General features: G+C 72.1%; 13 protein-coding genes. 11 read left to right on the top strand and 2 right to left on the bottom strand.

Features of this window, described 5'->3' with window-relative positions; all coding sequences use genetic code 11:
- Positions 1-10 precede the first annotated feature (10 nt).
- Together HNR02_RS21875 and HNR02_RS21880 are read left to right on the top strand one after the other, a co-directional pair.
- On the top strand, positions 11-283 hold the full coding sequence (locus HNR02_RS21875) for a helix-turn-helix domain-containing protein (protein ID WP_179774996.1): 273 nt from the start codon (positions 11-13) through the stop codon (positions 281-283).
- Positions 283-2,133, top strand: coding sequence for a Na+/H+ antiporter (locus HNR02_RS21880; RefSeq protein ID WP_179774997.1), 1,851 nt, complete (start codon positions 283-285; stop codon positions 2,131-2,133). The genes HNR02_RS21875 and HNR02_RS21880 overlap by 1 nt, the downstream gene beginning before the upstream one ends.
- A gap of 9 nt (positions 2,134-2,142) precedes the next feature.
- Here HNR02_RS21880 and HNR02_RS21885 read toward each other — a convergent pair whose 3' ends face one another.
- Positions 2,143-3,603 (bottom strand): benzaldehyde dehydrogenase, encoded by a 1,461-nt coding sequence (locus HNR02_RS21885; RefSeq protein WP_179774998.1) that lies wholly within the window; start codon positions 3,601-3,603, stop codon positions 2,143-2,145.
- A gap of 253 nt (positions 3,604-3,856) precedes the next feature.
- Positions 3,857-4,651: an ArsR/SmtB family transcription factor gene (locus HNR02_RS21890; protein WP_179774999.1), complete on the bottom strand. Its 795-nt coding sequence runs from the start codon at positions 4,649-4,651 to the stop codon at positions 3,857-3,859.
- A 121-nt stretch (positions 4,652-4,772) separates the two neighbouring features.
- On the opposite strand from HNR02_RS21890, the gene HNR02_RS21895 reads away from it, so the two are divergent.
- From HNR02_RS21895 to HNR02_RS21935, 9 genes are all read left to right on the top strand, one after another.
- On the top strand, positions 4,773-6,530 hold the full coding sequence (locus tag HNR02_RS21895; protein ID WP_179775000.1) for an intein-containing Rv2578c family radical SAM protein: 1,758 nt from the start codon (positions 4,773-4,775) through the stop codon (positions 6,528-6,530).
- Between the two features lie 107 nt (positions 6,531-6,637).
- Complete coding sequence (aspS, locus tag HNR02_RS21900) at positions 6,638-8,407, top strand: aspartate--tRNA ligase (RefSeq protein ID WP_179775001.1); 1,770 nt, start codon at positions 6,638-6,640, stop codon at positions 8,405-8,407.
- 3 nt (positions 8,408-8,410) lie between these two features.
- Positions 8,411-9,364 (top strand): DUF389 domain-containing protein, encoded by a 954-nt coding sequence (locus HNR02_RS21905; RefSeq protein ID WP_179775002.1) that lies wholly within the window; start codon positions 8,411-8,413, stop codon positions 9,362-9,364.
- A gap of 32 nt (positions 9,365-9,396) precedes the next feature.
- The gene (locus tag HNR02_RS21910; protein WP_179775003.1) at positions 9,397-10,593 is read left to right on the top strand and encodes a phosphotransferase; all 1,197 of its coding nucleotides are present in this window, start codon (positions 9,397-9,399) and stop codon (positions 10,591-10,593) included.
- A gap of 92 nt (positions 10,594-10,685) precedes the next feature.
- Positions 10,686-11,549 carry an SGNH/GDSL hydrolase family protein gene (locus tag HNR02_RS21915; protein WP_376772904.1) on the top strand — a complete coding sequence of 288 codons (864 nt, stop codon included), beginning with the start codon at positions 10,686-10,688 and terminating at the stop codon, positions 11,547-11,549.
- 445 nt (positions 11,550-11,994) lie between these two features.
- A complete protein-coding gene (locus tag HNR02_RS21920) occupies positions 11,995-13,359 on the top strand; it encodes a replication-associated recombination protein A (protein WP_179775004.1) in 1,365 nt (454 codons plus the stop codon).
- 18 nt (positions 13,360-13,377) lie between these two features.
- Positions 13,378-14,241 (top strand): NAD(P)-dependent oxidoreductase, encoded by an 864-nt coding sequence (locus HNR02_RS21925; RefSeq protein WP_179775005.1) that lies wholly within the window; start codon positions 13,378-13,380, stop codon positions 14,239-14,241.
- Between the two features lie 56 nt (positions 14,242-14,297).
- The gene (locus HNR02_RS21930; RefSeq protein ID WP_179775006.1) at positions 14,298-14,696 is read left to right on the top strand and encodes a DUF948 domain-containing protein; all 399 of its coding nucleotides are present in this window, start codon (positions 14,298-14,300) and stop codon (positions 14,694-14,696) included.
- The gene (locus HNR02_RS21935; RefSeq protein WP_179775007.1) at positions 14,693-14,992 is read left to right on the top strand and encodes a hypothetical protein; all 300 of its coding nucleotides are present in this window, start codon (positions 14,693-14,695) and stop codon (positions 14,990-14,992) included. The genes HNR02_RS21930 and HNR02_RS21935 overlap by 4 nt, the downstream gene beginning before the upstream one ends.
- The last annotated feature ends 83 nt before the right edge of the window (positions 14,993-15,075 follow it).

Raw genomic sequence — 15,075 nt, forward strand, 5'->3', positions numbered from 1 at the left:
GGCCCCGCCCATGGCGTCGGACAGACCGGCTTCCCCCTCGGTCGACCGCGCGCTCACCGTGCTGGAGACCCTCGTCGACGCCGGTGAGGGCCTCACGCTCACGGCTCTGGCCCGCACCACCGAGATCCCGCTCGCCACCTGCGCCTCCATCGTCTACACGCTGGAGAGCCGCGGATACGCCCGCCGCCGCGTCGTGGGCCGCAGCCACTTCTGGCGCGCCACCACCCGGCTCTACGAACTCGCCGCGCCACTGGCGGGCGAGACGCTGTCCACGCGGTCCTGATGGGGTTCGCCGTCGAACTGACCGCGCTGATCGTGGCGGTCCTGATCGTCACCGGTATCGCGCAGCGGCTGAACTGGTCGCCACCACTGTGCCTGGTCCTGGTCGGTGTCGCCGCGTCGTTCGTCCCCGGCGTGCCCGACTACCACCTGGAACCCGAGGTCGTCCTGGTCGGGCTGCTGCCGCCGCTGCTGTACGCGACCGCGATCCGCACGCCGCTGTTCGACTTCCGCGCCAACCGGGTGCCGATCGCGGCGCTGTCGGTCGGGCTGGTCGTGTTCACCACGCTCGTCGTGGGCTGGGTCGTCTGGCTCATCGTGCCGGGGATCCCGCTGGCGGCAGGGTTCGCGCTGGGCGCGGTCGTCGCGCCACCGGACGCGGTCGCGGCCACCGCCGTCGCCCGCCGCGTCGGCATGCCCCGCCGGATCGTGCGCATCCTGGAGGGCGAGAGCCTGCTCAACGACGCCGCCGCACTGGTCGGCCTGCGCACCGCCATCGCCGCGATCGCCGGTGCGGTCAGCCTGGGGGAGGTCGGCGGCGACTTCCTGCTCGCCGCGGGCGGGGGAGCGGTCGTCGGCCTGCTGGTCGGGTGGGCCGCGAACCTGCTGCGCCGCCGTCTGACCGATCCGGTGGCCGACACCGCGTGGTCGTTCGTCATCCCGTTCGTGGCCTACCTGCCCGCCGAGGCGATCCACGGTTCCGGGGTGCTGGCGGTCGTCGTGGCCGGGGTGATCGTCGGCCACCAGATGCCGCGCATGCTGTCCGGCCCGTCCCGGCTGGCCAGCAGGCTGAACTGGCGCACCATCCAGTTCCTGCTGGAGAACGTGGTCTTCCTGCTGATCGGGCTGCAGGTGCGGCGCATCGTCGAGGAGGTCGGCGACGCGGGGCTGTCGGCCTGGTCGCTCGCGCTGATCTGCGCCGGGGTGCTGGCCGCGACCATCCTGACGCGCGTGCTGTGGGTGTTCGGGTACGGGTTCGTCAGCCGGCTGCGGCCCGGCGTCCGGACACCGTGGTCCTACTTCACGGTCATCTCGTGGGCCGGGATGCGGGGCGTGGTCACGCTCGCGGCCGCGTTCGTGCTCCCCGACGACACCCCGCAGCGCGGCGTGCTGGTGCTGGCGGCGTTCGTCGTCGTGGCCGGCACGCTGCTGCTGCACGGGATGACACTGCCCGGCCTGGTGCGCAGGCTCCGGCTGCCGCCGCCCAACCCGGCCGAGGACGCGCTGCAGGAGGCGGCGCTGCTGCACGACATGACGTCCGCGGGCCTGGCGAAACTGGAGGAGCTCCGCGGGCCGGGGGACCCACCGGAGGTCATCGACCGGTTGCGGGACAAGCAGTCCTACCGCTCGGACTCGGCGTGGGAGAACCTCGGCCGGGGCAGTGCGCTGGAGGAGACCCCGAGCGACGCGTACCGTCGGCTGCGCGCCGAAATGCTGGAGGCCGAGCGGCAGGTGCTGCTCACGGCGCGGGACCAGGGCACGGCCGACGACGAGGTGCTCCGCCGGGTCCTCGACGGGCTGGACATCGAGGAGTCGCTGCTGGAGCGACCCGACGAGGAGCCGGGCATGGAACGCGAGCTGGACACCCCCGAGGCCACCGCGGGCACGTGCGAGCACCTGGAGACGGCGGGCGCGCCGTCCGGCGACGCCGAGGGCTGCGTCGACTGCCTGCGCGAGGGCACGTCGTGGGTGCACCTGCGGCTGTGCCTGGAGTGCGGGCACGTCGGCTGCTGTGACTCCTCACCGCGCAAGCACGCGACCCAGCACTTCCACGACACCCGGCACCCGGTGATCCGCAGCTACGAGCCGGGCGAGAACTGGCGCTGGTGCTTCGTCGACGGGATCGTCGGCTGAGGCGTCCGGTCAGAACGGGTAGCCCGCGACGTCCCCGCGCATCGTCACCCAGCGGGTCTCGGTGAACGCCTCGATGTTGGCCGCCGGACCGCCGAAGCGGGAACCGGTGCCCGAGTCGGAGACGCCGCCGAACGGGGCCAGCGCCTCGTCGTTGACCGTCTGGTCGTTGATGTGCGCGATGCCGGTCGGGATCTTCTCGGCCAGCGCGAGGCCCTTCGCGACGTCGGCGGTGATGATCCCCAGCGACAGGCCGTACTCGCTCTGCGAGGCCAGCTTCGCCGCTTCGTCCATTGTGGAGAACTTCGCGACCGGGGCGACCGGTCCGAACACCTCCTGGTCGTAGGCGGGCACCGACGGTCCCGCGCCGGCGAGCACGGTGGCCCGGTAGAAGAGGTTCTCGTAGGTGCCGCCCGCGGCGACCTTCGCCCCGGCGTCCACACTGGACGTCACCAGTCCGTGGATCTTGTCGCGCTGGCCCGCGTCGATGACCGGGCCGAGCGCGACCTGGTCGGTGTGCGGGTTGCCGACCGGCAGGTGACTGGCCTTGTCGGCCAGGCGGTCGATGTACTCGTCGTAGAGCGAGGCGTGCACCAGGTGGCGTCCGGTGGTCATGCAGATCTGGCCCTGGTGGAAGAACGAGCCCCACGCGGCCGCGCTCATCGCCTGCTCCAGGTCGGCGTCGTCGAGCACGACCAGCGCCGAGTTGCCGCCCAGCTCCAGGTGCGCGCGCTTGAGGTGACGCCCGGCCGATTCGCCGACCGCCCGGCCCGCCGCGGTCGAACCGGTGAACGAGATGACGCGGACGTGCTCGTCCTCGACCAGCGCGGCGCCGACGTCCGCACCGCCGGGCAGCACGTGCAGCACACCGGCGGGCAGCCCGGCCTCCTCGAAGACCCGCGCCAGCGCGACGCCGCCGCAGACCGCGGTGCGCGGGTCCGGCTTGAGCACCACGGCGTTGCCCAGGGCCAGCGCCGGGGCGACCGAACGGATCGACAGGATCAGCGGCGCGTTGAACGGCGCGATGACGCCCACGACGCCGGCCGGGACACGGCGCGCCATGCTCAGCCGCGGCGCCTCGCTCGGCAGCACCTCGCCCGTCGGGTGCGAGGGCAGGCCGGCGGCCTCGTAGCACTCCTGCGCGGCGACGTGCAGTTCGAAATCGGCCTTGCCCGGGATGCTGCCGGACTCGCGGATGATCCAGTCCTTCAGCTCGGCGGCGTGCTGCTGCCACAGGTCACCGGCGCGGCGCAGGACGGCGGCGCGTTCCTGGTACGAGGTCGCGGCCCACGCCCGTTGCGCCTCGGCGGCCTTCGCGGCGGAGGCGGCCAGGTCCTGGGACGAGGCGATGCCGACGCGGCCGAGCTCGTCCCCGGTGGCCGGCTCGACCACCGCGGCGTCGCCGCCCGCCGCGCGCTCCCAGCTGCCGGTGAAGACACGGCCGGTCCACTTCTCGTCGTCGAGGAAGCTCACTGTCACTCCTGGTTGATGGCTCGTGCGCGGGTTTCCCGCCATCCTCCGGGGTTGTGCGGATGCCGCCAGTGGGTCTTTCACTGAGTGGAAGCAGTGCGGTTTCGGGGTGGCCGTTACGCGGGTTTCTCGAGGTTTGCGTTGCCGTGTTTGCCGCTCCGGGCGCCGTGTTTGCCGTCGGGGGCAGCGTGTTTGCCGTTCCAGGACCGTTCGGGAAGGGGCAAGTGCCGGGGCGCGCCAGCGGCCACGGCGCCGGCTACGCGTCCTCCGTCACCAGGACGTCGCCGGTCTCCAGCAGTGTCTTCAAGCCGGACAGGATCGCGGGCCAGCCACCGCTCACGGCCTTGAGCATCTCGGCATCGGGTTCGAAGTCGTCGTGCACCACGGTCAGTTTCACGGACTTCCCGGCCTCCTCCAGGGTGAAGCTGACCTTGGACCGCTTCTCCCGCACCAGTTCCGCGAACCGCGCGTCGCTCCAGCCGAACAGTTCCTGGTGCTCCGGCTGGTAGTTGTGCCAGGTGTAGGCGAGCTTCGTGTGCGGCGAGTACTCCAGCACCTGCTGGTCGAGGTCGCGGAACTCGCCGTCGCCCTCGCGCCACAGCACGGGGGAGCCCACCGTCCAGTCCGACCTCAACTCGGCGCCCCAGTAGCGCCGGGTGAACTCGGGCTCGGTCAGGGCCCGGAACAGCTTCTCGGGCGTGGTTTCGATGTAGGTGACGTAGACGAACTCGGTCTGTCCCACGGGATCCTCCTCCAGGGTGCGTTTCAGATCGGCGAGCGTGCGGGCCTTGTCGCGGTAGTAGGGGGAGATCCAGCGGTCGGCGATCTCCGTGATCGCCGCGGCGTTCAGGAAGTGCAGCTTCTCCCGGCCGCGACGCGTCGTCGCGACCAACCGGGCCGCTTCGAGGACGTTCAGGTGCTTGGTCACCGCCTGCCGGGTCAGGTCCAGCCCGGCCGACAGTTCCCGCAACGTCTGCCCGTTGCGCCGGTTCAGCGCATCGAGCAGGGCGCGGCGGGTGGGATCGGCCAGCGCCCGGAACACCTCGTCCATCGGACCCCCAACAGGCAACTGTATGGTTGCCTGTTTAAGGTTAGGCAACCACACAGTTGCCTGTCAAGGCGTTCGGTCGCGGATGTTGACAGGCGAATCGAACGCATGTTCGACTTGAGGTGTGAGGTGGGAAAATCAACGCGCCGGCCGTGAGCCGCAGCTGCCGCTGCCGGGGCTGGTCCGGTCGGTCACGTCACCGGAGTTCCAGGGTGTCACGTTCCACGAGGTCCACGCGCGGTCGGTGCTGAACAAGGTCCCCGGCCAGTCGCTGGTCCCGTTCGGCTGGACCGTGAACCCCTACCGCGGTTGCAGCCACGCCTGCACGTACTGCCTCGCCGGAGACACGCCGATCCTGATGGCGGACGGGCGCACGAGGCCGCTCGCCGAGCTGCGCGCCGGCGACGAGATCTACGGCACCGAGGAGCGCGACGGCCGTCGCCGCTACGTGCCGACGACGGTCCTGGCGCACTGGTCCACCGTCAAACCGGCGCACCGCGTCACGCTGCGGGACGGCACGGCCCTCGTCGGCAGCGGCGATCACCGGTTCCTGACCGGGCGGGGCTGGAAACACGTCAGGGACCTCTCGCCTGGCGACACCCTCCTGGGCACCGGCCGGTACGCGACCGCGCCGGTCGATTCGCCGACCTACCGCCAGGGCTACCTCGCGGGCCGGGTCCGGGGCGAGGAGCCGAGCGGAACCCGGCCGTGGCAGCAGGGTTTCCTGGCCGGGGTGTTCGACAACGCGGGCACCTTCGACCAGGGCGAGGTGCGCATCGCCGACCGCGACCCGGAAATCATGGAGGCCGCGGCTCGCGCGCTGACGGGCCTGGGCTTCCCTTTCGTGACGGGGCCCGGCGAGATCCGGCTGTGCGGTGGCCTGGCGTCGGGGCTGCGGTTCCTGCACACCGTCGACCCGGCGCTCACCCGGAAGCGGAAGATCGAGGGCGAGCCGATCGAACCCGGCCCGGAGCTGGCGGTCGTCGCGGTCGAGGAGCTGGGCGTCGAGCTGCCGCTGTTCGACATCACCACCGGAACCGGTGACTTCCTGGCCGATGGCGTGGTCAGCCACAACTGCTTCGCCCGCAACACGCACACCTACCTCGACTTCGACTCCGGCCGGGACTTCGACACGCAGGTCGTGGTGAAGGTCAACGCGCCCGAGGTGCTGGCCGCCCAGCTGCGCAAGCCGGGCTGGACGCGCGAACACGTGGCGATGGGCACCAACACCGACCCTTACCAGCGGGCCGAGGGGCGCTACCGGCTGATGCCCGGGATCATTCGCGCGCTGGCCGGTTCGGGGACACCGTTCTCCATCCTCACCAAGGGCACGGTCCTCACCCGCGACCTGCCGCTGCTCACGTCGGTGAGCGAGGACGTCGACGTCGGGATGGCGGTGTCGATCGCGCTGCTCGACCGGGAGCTGCAACGCAGCCTCGAACCCGGCACCCCGAGCCCGCGCGCCCGGCTGGACCTGGTCCGCCGCATCACCGACGCCGGACTGCCGTGCGGGGTGATGGTCGCGCCGGTCCTGCCAGGGCTGACCGACACCGAGGAGGCGCTGGACCCGCTGTTCGCCGAGATCGCCGCCGCGGGCGCCACCCGCGCCACGGTCCTGCCGCTGCACCTGCGGCCCGGCGCGCGCGAATGGTTCGCCCGGTGGCTCGGCACGCACCACCCGGACCTGACGGAGCGCTACCGCGAGATCTACGGCCGCGGCAGCTACGCGATGCCGGCCTACCGGCGCGCCCTCGCCGCACGGGTCGCGCCCTTGCTGCGACGGCACGGCCTGAACCGCTCCCAGGACGAGCCTGCCCACCGGCTGCCGGTGCAGCGCCAGCCGGAGCGCCCGCCGCAGGGCGAGCAGCTGACCCTGCTGTAAGGAAAGCCTGGTGGACCAGCTCCCGGTCGCGTTCGTTAGCCTCAACACCGGCAGTGAAACCCCTGCTGACGCCACGAGCTGAACGCCTCGCAAGGAGAACAACCGCAGTGCTTCGCACCCACGACGCCGGCACCCTGCGTGCCGAGCACGCCGGCCAGATCGTCACGCTCACCGGGTGGGTCGCCCGGCGGCGCGATCACGGCGGGGTGATCTTCATCGATCTGCGGGACGCCAGCGGGGTCGCCCAGGTCGTGTTCCGCGAGGGCGAGATGGCCGAGCGCGCCCACCAGCTGCGTTCCGAGTTCTGCGTCAAGGTCACCGGCGAGGTGTCGCAGCGGCCCGCGGGCAACGAGAACGCCGAGATCCCGACCGGCGCGATCGAGGTACTGGCCACCGAGCTGGAGGTACTGTCCGAGGCCGCCGTGCTGCCCTTCCCGATCGACGACCGGGTGGACGTCGGCGAGGAGGTCCGGCTCAAGTACCGCTACCTGGACCTGCGCCGCAGCGGCCCGGCCCAGGCGATCCGCCTGCGCAGCGAGGTCAGCCGCGCCGCGCGGGAGGTGCTGCACGCACAGAACTTCGTCGAGGTCGAGACCCCGACGATGACGCGCTCCACGCCCGAGGGTGCCCGCGACTTCCTGGTGCCCGCCCGCTTGCGCCCGGGTTCCTGGTACGCGCTGCCGCAGTCGCCGCAGCTGTTCAAGCAGCTGCTCATGGTCGGCGGCCTGGAGCGGTACTACCAGATCGCGCGCTGCTACCGGGACGAGGACTTCCGCGCCGACCGGCAGCCGGAGTTCACCCAGCTCGACATCGAGATGAGCTTCGTCGACCAGGACGACGTGATCGCGGTCGGCGAGGCCGTCGTCGCCGCGCTGTGGAAGCTGATCGGCCACGACATCCCGCGCCCGATCACCCGCATGACCTACGCCGACGCGATGGCGAAGTACGGCACCGACAAGCCGGACCTGCGCTTCGGCCTGGAGCTCACCGAGCTCACCGAGTACTTCGCCGACACCCCGTTCCGCGTGTTCCAGGCACCCTACGTCGGCGCCGTCGTCATGCCCGGCGGTGGCGACCAGCCGCGCCGCCAGCTCGACGCGTGGCAGGAGTGGGCCAAGCAGCGGGGCGCGAAGGGCCTGGCCTACGTGCTGATCGGCGAGGACGGCACCCTGTCCGGCCCGGTCGCCAAGAACATCTCCGAGTCCGAGCGCGAGGGACTGGCCGAGGCGGTCGGCGCCAAGCCCGGCGACTGCGTGTTCTTCGCGGCGAACAAGCCGCGGGAGGCGCGTGCCCTGCTCGGGGCCGCCCGCGTCGAGATCGGTCACCGGCTCGGGTTGATCGACGAGGACGAGTGGTCCTTCGTGTGGGTGGTCGACGCGCCCCTGTTCGAGGCCGCCGACGAGACCGACGACGTCGCCGTCGGTTCCGGCAAGTGGACCGCGGTGCACCACGCGTTCACCTCGCCCACCCCGGAGTGGATCGACAAGTTCGAGACCGACCCGGGCAACGCGCTGGCCTACGCCTACGACCTCGTCTGCAACGGCAACGAGATCGGCGGCGGTTCGATCCGTATCCACCGCGCCGACGTGCAGAAGCGTGTTTTCGAGGTGATGGGCCTGTCGGAGGCCGAGGCGCAGGAGAAGTTCGGCTTCCTGCTCGACGCGTTCTCCTTCGGCGCGCCGCCGCACGGCGGGATCGCGTTCGGCTGGGACCGCATCGTGATGCTGCTGGCCCGCGCCGAATCGCTGCGGGACGTCATCGCGTTCCCCAAGACCGGTGGCGGCTACGACCCGCTGACCGCGGCGCCCGCGCCGATCACCGCGCAGCAGCGCCGCGAGGCCGGCGTCGACGCGAAGCCGCCCGCCCCGAAGGGCTGACCGGTGCTGCACCTGCGGGTGATCAGCCCCGTCTCGGACACCGAGCGGGCCCTGGAGGTGCTGCGGGACGATCCGGGCACGGCGCACCTGATCGTGCACCGGGGCGCGGCGGTGTCCCCGGCCGGTGACCTCATCGAGGCGGACGTGGCGCGCGAGTCCGCCGACGACGTGCTCGAAGCGCTGTGTGAGCTGGGCCTCGACCACAGCGGGGCGATCACGCTCGAAGCGCTCGACACCGCGCTGTCCGATTCGGCGGACCGGGCCGAGGAGACCGCGCCGGGCGAGGGCGCGGACGCGGTCGTCTGGCAGGAGCTGCTGAACCGGACCGGCGAGGAGTCCCGGCTCAACGCCACGTTCCTGACGTTCCTGACGATCGCCTGCCTGCTGGCCTCGGTCGGGATCGTGACGGACTCGCCGGTCACGATCGTCGGCGCGATGGTGGTCGGGCCGGAGTTCGGGCCGCTCGCCGCGATCGCCGTCGGCCTGGTGCTGCGCCGCTGGGACCTCGTCCGCCGCGCCGCCACCGCGCTGGCGATCGGGTTCCCGGCCGCGATGCTGGTGACGGCCGGGATGACGTTGCTGACCTGGGCCGTCGGGATCCTCGACGTGAACAGCTTCCGCGACGCGCACGAGGTGGACTTCGTCTACGACGTGGGCTGGTACTCGCTGATCGTCGCGCTGCTCGCCGGTGCCGCCGGGATGTTGTCCATGACGTCGGCGAAGTCGGCGGCGCTGGTGGGGGTGTTCATCTCCGTCACGACCGTGCCCGCGGCCGGGTACGCGGTGGTCGCGGCCGTCGTGGGGGAGTGGGCGAAGGCGGCGTCGTCGTTCGGGCAGCTCGCCGTCAACCTGGTCGGGATCGTTGCGGCCGCGGCGGTGGTTCTGCTGGTGCGGCGCCGGAAACGGACTCAGATCAGCGTGCGGCCGCTGCCGGAAGTGGAAAAATCGTTGTGGTGAGCGACGTTCGCCCGCTAGTAGGGTCGAAGGCGATGACGGTGGACACTTCCCCAGGCACTGAGGACGAACACGACCCGGCCGTCACGGCACTTCCGGTCAGTGGGACCGAAGCCGTCGACGCCGCGGTCCGGGCCGCCGAAACCGTGCTGACCCGGCGTTTCGGGAGCGCCATCGGGCTGGTGGACCCGGAGGCGCTGCCCGGCAGCGGACCGGCGACGGTGGTGCGGGCCCGCATCGCCGCGTCCCCGTTCGGGCTGCCCCGCACGCTCGTGATCAAGCACTACCCGGAGGCGCCGCCACGCGGGGCGGCCGACCCGTTCGCCCAGGAAGCGGTCAGCTACCAGCTGTTCACCGCCCTGCCCGCCGAGGACCGCATGTGCCCCGAACTGCTCGCCCACGACGGGTCGCTGCGGGTGCTGGTGATCGATGATCTCGGCCGCGCGCCCACCCTGTGGGACAAGCTCCGCGGCCAGGACGCGCGCCTGGCCGAACGGGCGCTGCTGTCGTGGGCGCGCTCGCTCGGGCGGCTGCACGCGACCACCGCGGGCCGCGAAGCCGACTTCGAGGCGCTGCTGCGGCGCCTCGGCGGGTTCGTGCCGGACGACGACACCACGCCGGCGGTCGCGTGCGCGCGTCTGCCCGCGCTGCTGGCCGAGACCCTCGGCGTCACCACCCCGGACGATGTGCGTGCCTACGCCGAGTACGTGTGTGAGTCCTCCGCCGCCTCGGCCTACCGCGCGTTCAGCCCGGTCGACCTGAGCCCGGACAACAACCTGGTGACCAGCGGCGGCGTGCAGTTCCTCGACTTCGAACGCGGCGTGGTGCGCAACGCGCTGGTCGACGCCGCCCACCTGCGGGTGCCGTTCGCGGCCTGCGACGACGCGCGGGCGCTGCCGACGGGCATGAGCGAGGCGATGATCGCGGCGTGGAAGGCCGAGGTGTCCGGCGTGTGGCCGGCACTGGGCGACAACGACCTGCTCACCGCCCACCTGCTCGACCAGCAGATGCTGCTGGTGTGGGTGACCACGTGGGCCGATCTGGGCGGGGTGGCCGCGGACGTGTCGCCGGGCCGGGTCGCGGCGCTGGTGAGCTTCTGGAAGGACCTGGGCACCTACGCCGAGCGCGGCGGGAAGGACGAGGTCGCCGCGCACGCCCGCGAGGTGGCGTCGGCGCTGAACGCCCGGTTCGGACCCGGTCTGGAGCAGCCGCTGTACCCGGCGTTCCGCTGAAATCCAGACGTTCGCTGAGCCGTCCGGGACGTGTTACCCGGCGCTCACGTGGTGGGCGGGTCGGTGCCTGATGGTCTTCAGATGTGACCGCGGTGCGTGAAGAATTCACCCAGACCCCCGATCCGCTTCCCCGCCGTGCCGCCCGCCTGGCCGTGCTCGGCGACTCGACCGCCGTCGGACTCGGTGACCCCGTGCCCGGCGGTTCCTGGCGTGGCGTCGGCCCGTTCGTCGCCGAAGCGCTGGGCATCGACCCGTCCGGCTACCTGAACACGGCCTTCACCGGGGCCCGGATGCGCTGCGTGCGCACCGACCAGTTGCCGGCCGCCCTGCACCACCGTCCCGACGTCGCGGTCGTGATCGTCGGCATGAACGACACGCTGCGCTCCGATTTCGACGCCGCAGGCATGGCCCGCGACCTGGAGCACGTGGTGACCGGCCTGCGGGCCGCCGGCTCGACGGTCGTGACGATGCGCTTTCACGACCACAGCCGCGTGTTCCGCCTGCCCGGGCCGCTGCGCCGGGCGCTGACCGCGCGGATCGGCGAGCTGAACGAGATCATCGACGTGGTGGCCCGTCGTCACGGCGTCGCCTGCCTCGACCTGGGCGCGCTGCCCGGCGCGTACGACCTGACGGCGTGGAGCGTGGACCGGCTGCACCCCTCCGAGCTGGGCCACCGCCTGCTCGCGCGGGGGGTGACGGAGCTGGTCGCCGAAGCGGGGATCGCGGTGCCCGCGCCGGTGAGCCTGGTGTGCTCGGGCGGGGTCGCGCCGCGCCCGATCGATCACGTCGGCTGGCTGGTCGTCAAGGGCATCCCGTGGCTGTGGCGACGCGGCCGGGACCTGCTGCCCTACGCGGCGACGATCGTGGCCCGATCGGCGATCGAGTCCTGGCGCACTCGTCGCAGCGAGCCCCTGGAGTTGGAAGCGGCCACGGCGCCCAGGCCGCTGGAGCCGTGATCTTTGGCAAGCGTCAGCGAGCTGCTTGAAACCCACCGGGCTGGGCGGTGATCCCGGAGCCAGCCTGCTTGGCGCTTTTGATCCGTGGAGCCGCGCCTGCGGTTGGCGGGGAAGTGCCTTCGGCGCTGACCGCTGGGCGCGCCGCCGCCGGATAGTCGGTCGCCTTGACTTCGACCTCCCCCGCCCCTCCGGTGGGAGTGTTTCGGTCGCCGAGCAGGCGTGTCCGGGCCGGTCTGTTGTCGGCTTGCGTTGCCGGGCGTCGGTATCGCTTCGGCCAACACGCTGCCCGGAGCGGCCAACACGGCGCCCGGAAGGGCCAACACGGCGCCCGGAAGGGCCAACACGGTGCCCGGAGCGGCCAACACGCCCGGGAACGGGGGACTCGCCGGTGAGGGCGGGAGTGGTGCGGGGGAGGGGGTGGGGTGGGGCGCATTACGGTGGGGGAGTGCAGGACGAACTCTTCACGGTGAATCCGGACCTGGAGCCACCGCCGGAACGGGTGGCGGCGCCGCAAGGCGTGTCCGTTCCGCCGGGTTCGCCGCTCGCGGTGCGGATGCGCCCGGCATCGCTGGATGAGGTCGTCGGCCAGCAGCACCTTCTCGGTGAGGGTGCGCCGCTGCGCAGGCTGGTCGAGGGGGCCGCGCCCGCGTCGGTCCTGCTCTACGGTCCGCCCGGCACCGGGAAGACCACTCTGGCCAACCTGGTCTCCACCGCCACCGGCCGCCGGTTCGTGGCGCTGTCCGCGCTCTCCGCCGGCGTCAAGGAAGTCCGGGGCGTCATCGAGGAGGCCCGTCGGCGGCGGCAGTACAACGCCGAGAACACCGTCCTGTTCATCGACGAGGTGCACCGCTTCTCCAAGACCCAGCAGGACGCCCTCCTCGGCGCGGTCGAGGACCGGACCGTCCTCCTCGTCGCCGCGACCACCGAGAACCCGTCGTTCTCCGTCGTCTCCCCGCTGCTGTCCCGGTCACTCGTGCTGCAGCTCAAACCCCTCACCGACGACGACGTGCGGCAGCTGATCCGCCGGGCGCTGTCCGACGAGCGCGGCCTGGACGGCGAACTCGAACTCACCGAAGAAGCCGAGGACCACCTCGTGCGCCTGGCCTCCGGTGACGCCCGCCGCGCGCTCACGGCCCTCGAAGCGGCCGCCGACGCCGCCGCGGCCACCGAGCACAAGGTTGTCGACCTGGCGACCGTCGAGGCCACCGTCGACAAGGCCGCGGTCCGCTACGACCGCGACGGCGACCAGCACTACGACGTCATCAGCGCGTTCATCAAGTCGATCCGCGGCTCCGACGTGGACGCCGCGCTGCACTACCTGGCCCGCATGATCGAGGCGGGGGAGGACCCGCGGTTCCTGGCCCGACGCCTGGTGGTGCACGCCAGCGAGGACATCGGCATGGCCGACCCGACCGCCCTGCAGACCGCGATCGCCGCCGCGCACGCGGTGCAGTTCATCGGCATGCCGGAGGGCAGGCTGGCCCTGGCGCAGGCCACCATCCACCTGGCCACCGCACCGAAGTCGAACGCGGTCATCACGGGCATCGACGCCGCGCTGGGTGACGTTCGCGCCGGAAAGCTCGGCACGGTTCCACCGCACCTGCGCGACGGTCACTACGCGGGCGCGGCCAAGCTGGGCAACGCCCAGGGTTACCGCTACCCGCACAACGTGCCGGAGGGCGTGGTCGCCCAGCAGTACCCGCCGGACGAGGTGGTCGGCGTCGACTACTACCACCCGACCCAGCGTGGCGCGGAACGCACGCTGTCCGAGCGTGTCCCCCGGCTGCGGCGATCGGTGCGCGGCGACTGAAAGTGCCATGATCGGGCCATGCCCGAAACGACTGTCGCCGTACTCGGCACCGGGATCATGGGGCTGCCGATGGCCGCCAACCTCGCCGCCGCCGGTCACACCGTGCGCGCCTGGAACCGCACCCGCGACAAGGCCGAACCGCTCCGCGACCAGGGTTGCACGATCGCGGACAGCCCAGCCGAGGCCGTCGACGGCGCCGACGTCGCCGTCACCATGCTCAGCGACGGCGCCACCGTCGACGAGGTCATGCGCGCGGCGTCCGCACCCGCCGGAACACTGTGGGTGCAGACGAGCACGGTCGGTCCCGAGTGGACCACCAGGCTCGCGGAGTTCGCCGCGGGCGCGGGGCTGGACTTCGTCGACGCGCCTGTCCTGGGCACCCGCAAACCCGCGCGGGACGGCACACTCGTCGTGCTCGCTTCCGGTGCGGAGGACCTGCGCGAGCGCTGCGCACCGGTGTTCGAGGCCATCGGCGGCCGCACGATGTGGGTCGGCGAGACCGGCGCGGCCAGCAGGCTCAAGCTCGTCGCCAACGCGTGGGTGCTGGCGCTGACCAACGGCACCGCCGAAAGCATCGGGCTGGCGCGGGCGCTGGGCGTCGACCCGAAGCTGTTCCTGGAAGCCATCACCGGCGGCGCACTCGACGTGCCCTACGCCCACCTCAAGGGCGGCGCGATGATCGACGGCGAGTACCCGCTCGCCTTCGCGTCCCGGCACGCCGCGAAGGACGCGCGCCTCGTGCTGGACGCCGCGGGGGACGGGATCGACCTGGCCGGGACCCGCGCCGCGCTGGCGCATCTGGACGCCGCGATCGCCGACGGCCACGGCGACGAGGACATGGCCGCGCTGATCCACGGCGTGGAGGGCCCGTCCGGCCGGTGACGGCGACGCACGGTAACCTGACCGGCATTCACGCCGCTAGATCCCGAGGAGGGCCCGTGTCGGCAGGGCAGATCGCCGCGTTGATCGCCGCAGGAGCGTTCGTCCTGCTGGTGCTGCTGCTGGCGATCCCGTTGATCAAGCTCGGTCGCACGCTCGACGAGGCGACGATCGCCATCCGCAAGGCGCATGAGAACTCCGACCCGATCCTGATCGGCGCCAACGAGACGATCACCCACGTCAACACCCAGCTCGAACGGGTCGACGGGATCACCTCCAACGCCCAGGCCGTCAGTGGCAACGTCTCCGCGCTGTCGTCGGTGTTCACGGCGACCCTCGGCGGCCCGCTGGTCAAGACCGCCGCGCTCTCCTACGGCCTGAGCAAGGCGATTCGCTCGCGCCGCAAGAACAAGGAACTCGGCGAGGGCAAGCACAGCCGGAAGCGGAGCCGCACATGAAGCGCATCTTCTGGCTCGGCATCGGCGTGGTGACCGGGGTCGCCCTGTCCCGCAAGGCCACGCAAACCGCTCGTCAAGCGTCCCCGGCGGGGTTAGCCTCGAACCTGGGAGACGCCGTGTCCGAGCTGGCAGGCGCCCTCGGCACGTTCGGTGCGGACGTGCGCGCCGGGATGAGTGAGCGGGAACAGGAGCTGCGCGACATGGTGGAGGACCGGTCCGGGGTCAGCGCCCCGCGTCCCTCCGCGGGCCGTCACGCCGCTCCGCGCCCGGCGCGAGCTCGCCGGGCGGAGGGCTGACAGCGCGGCACCGCCGCCGCTCCCGCGCCCTCCGCCGACGCCGCTGCCCCCGACACACGCGGCGCCCGCCGCTTTCCCACGAG

This window comes from Amycolatopsis endophytica, from assembly GCF_013410405.1.
Taxonomy (GTDB): domain Bacteria; phylum Actinomycetota; class Actinomycetes; order Mycobacteriales; family Pseudonocardiaceae; genus Amycolatopsis_E; species Amycolatopsis_E endophytica.

What these genes read in the sequence shown, in the direction of transcription:
- HNR02_RS21875 (WP_179774996.1), top strand. Translation starts at nt 11, where the DNA reads ATGGCGTCGGACAGACCGGCTTCCCCCTCGGTCGACCGCGCGCTCACC.
- HNR02_RS21880 (WP_179774997.1), top strand. Translation starts at nt 283, where the DNA reads ATGGGGTTCGCCGTCGAACTGACCGCGCTGATCGTGGCGGTCCTGATC.
- HNR02_RS21890 (WP_179774999.1), bottom strand. Translation starts at nt 4,651, where the DNA reads ATGGACGAGGTGTTCCGGGCGCTGGCCGATCCCACCCGCCGCGCCCTG.
- HNR02_RS21910 (WP_179775003.1), top strand. Translation starts at nt 9,397, where the DNA reads ATGACGGTGGACACTTCCCCAGGCACTGAGGACGAACACGACCCGGCC.
- HNR02_RS21925 (WP_179775005.1), top strand. Translation starts at nt 13,378, where the DNA reads ATGCCCGAAACGACTGTCGCCGTACTCGGCACCGGGATCATGGGGCTG.
- HNR02_RS21935 (WP_179775007.1), top strand. Translation starts at nt 14,693, where the DNA reads ATGAAGCGCATCTTCTGGCTCGGCATCGGCGTGGTGACCGGGGTCGCC.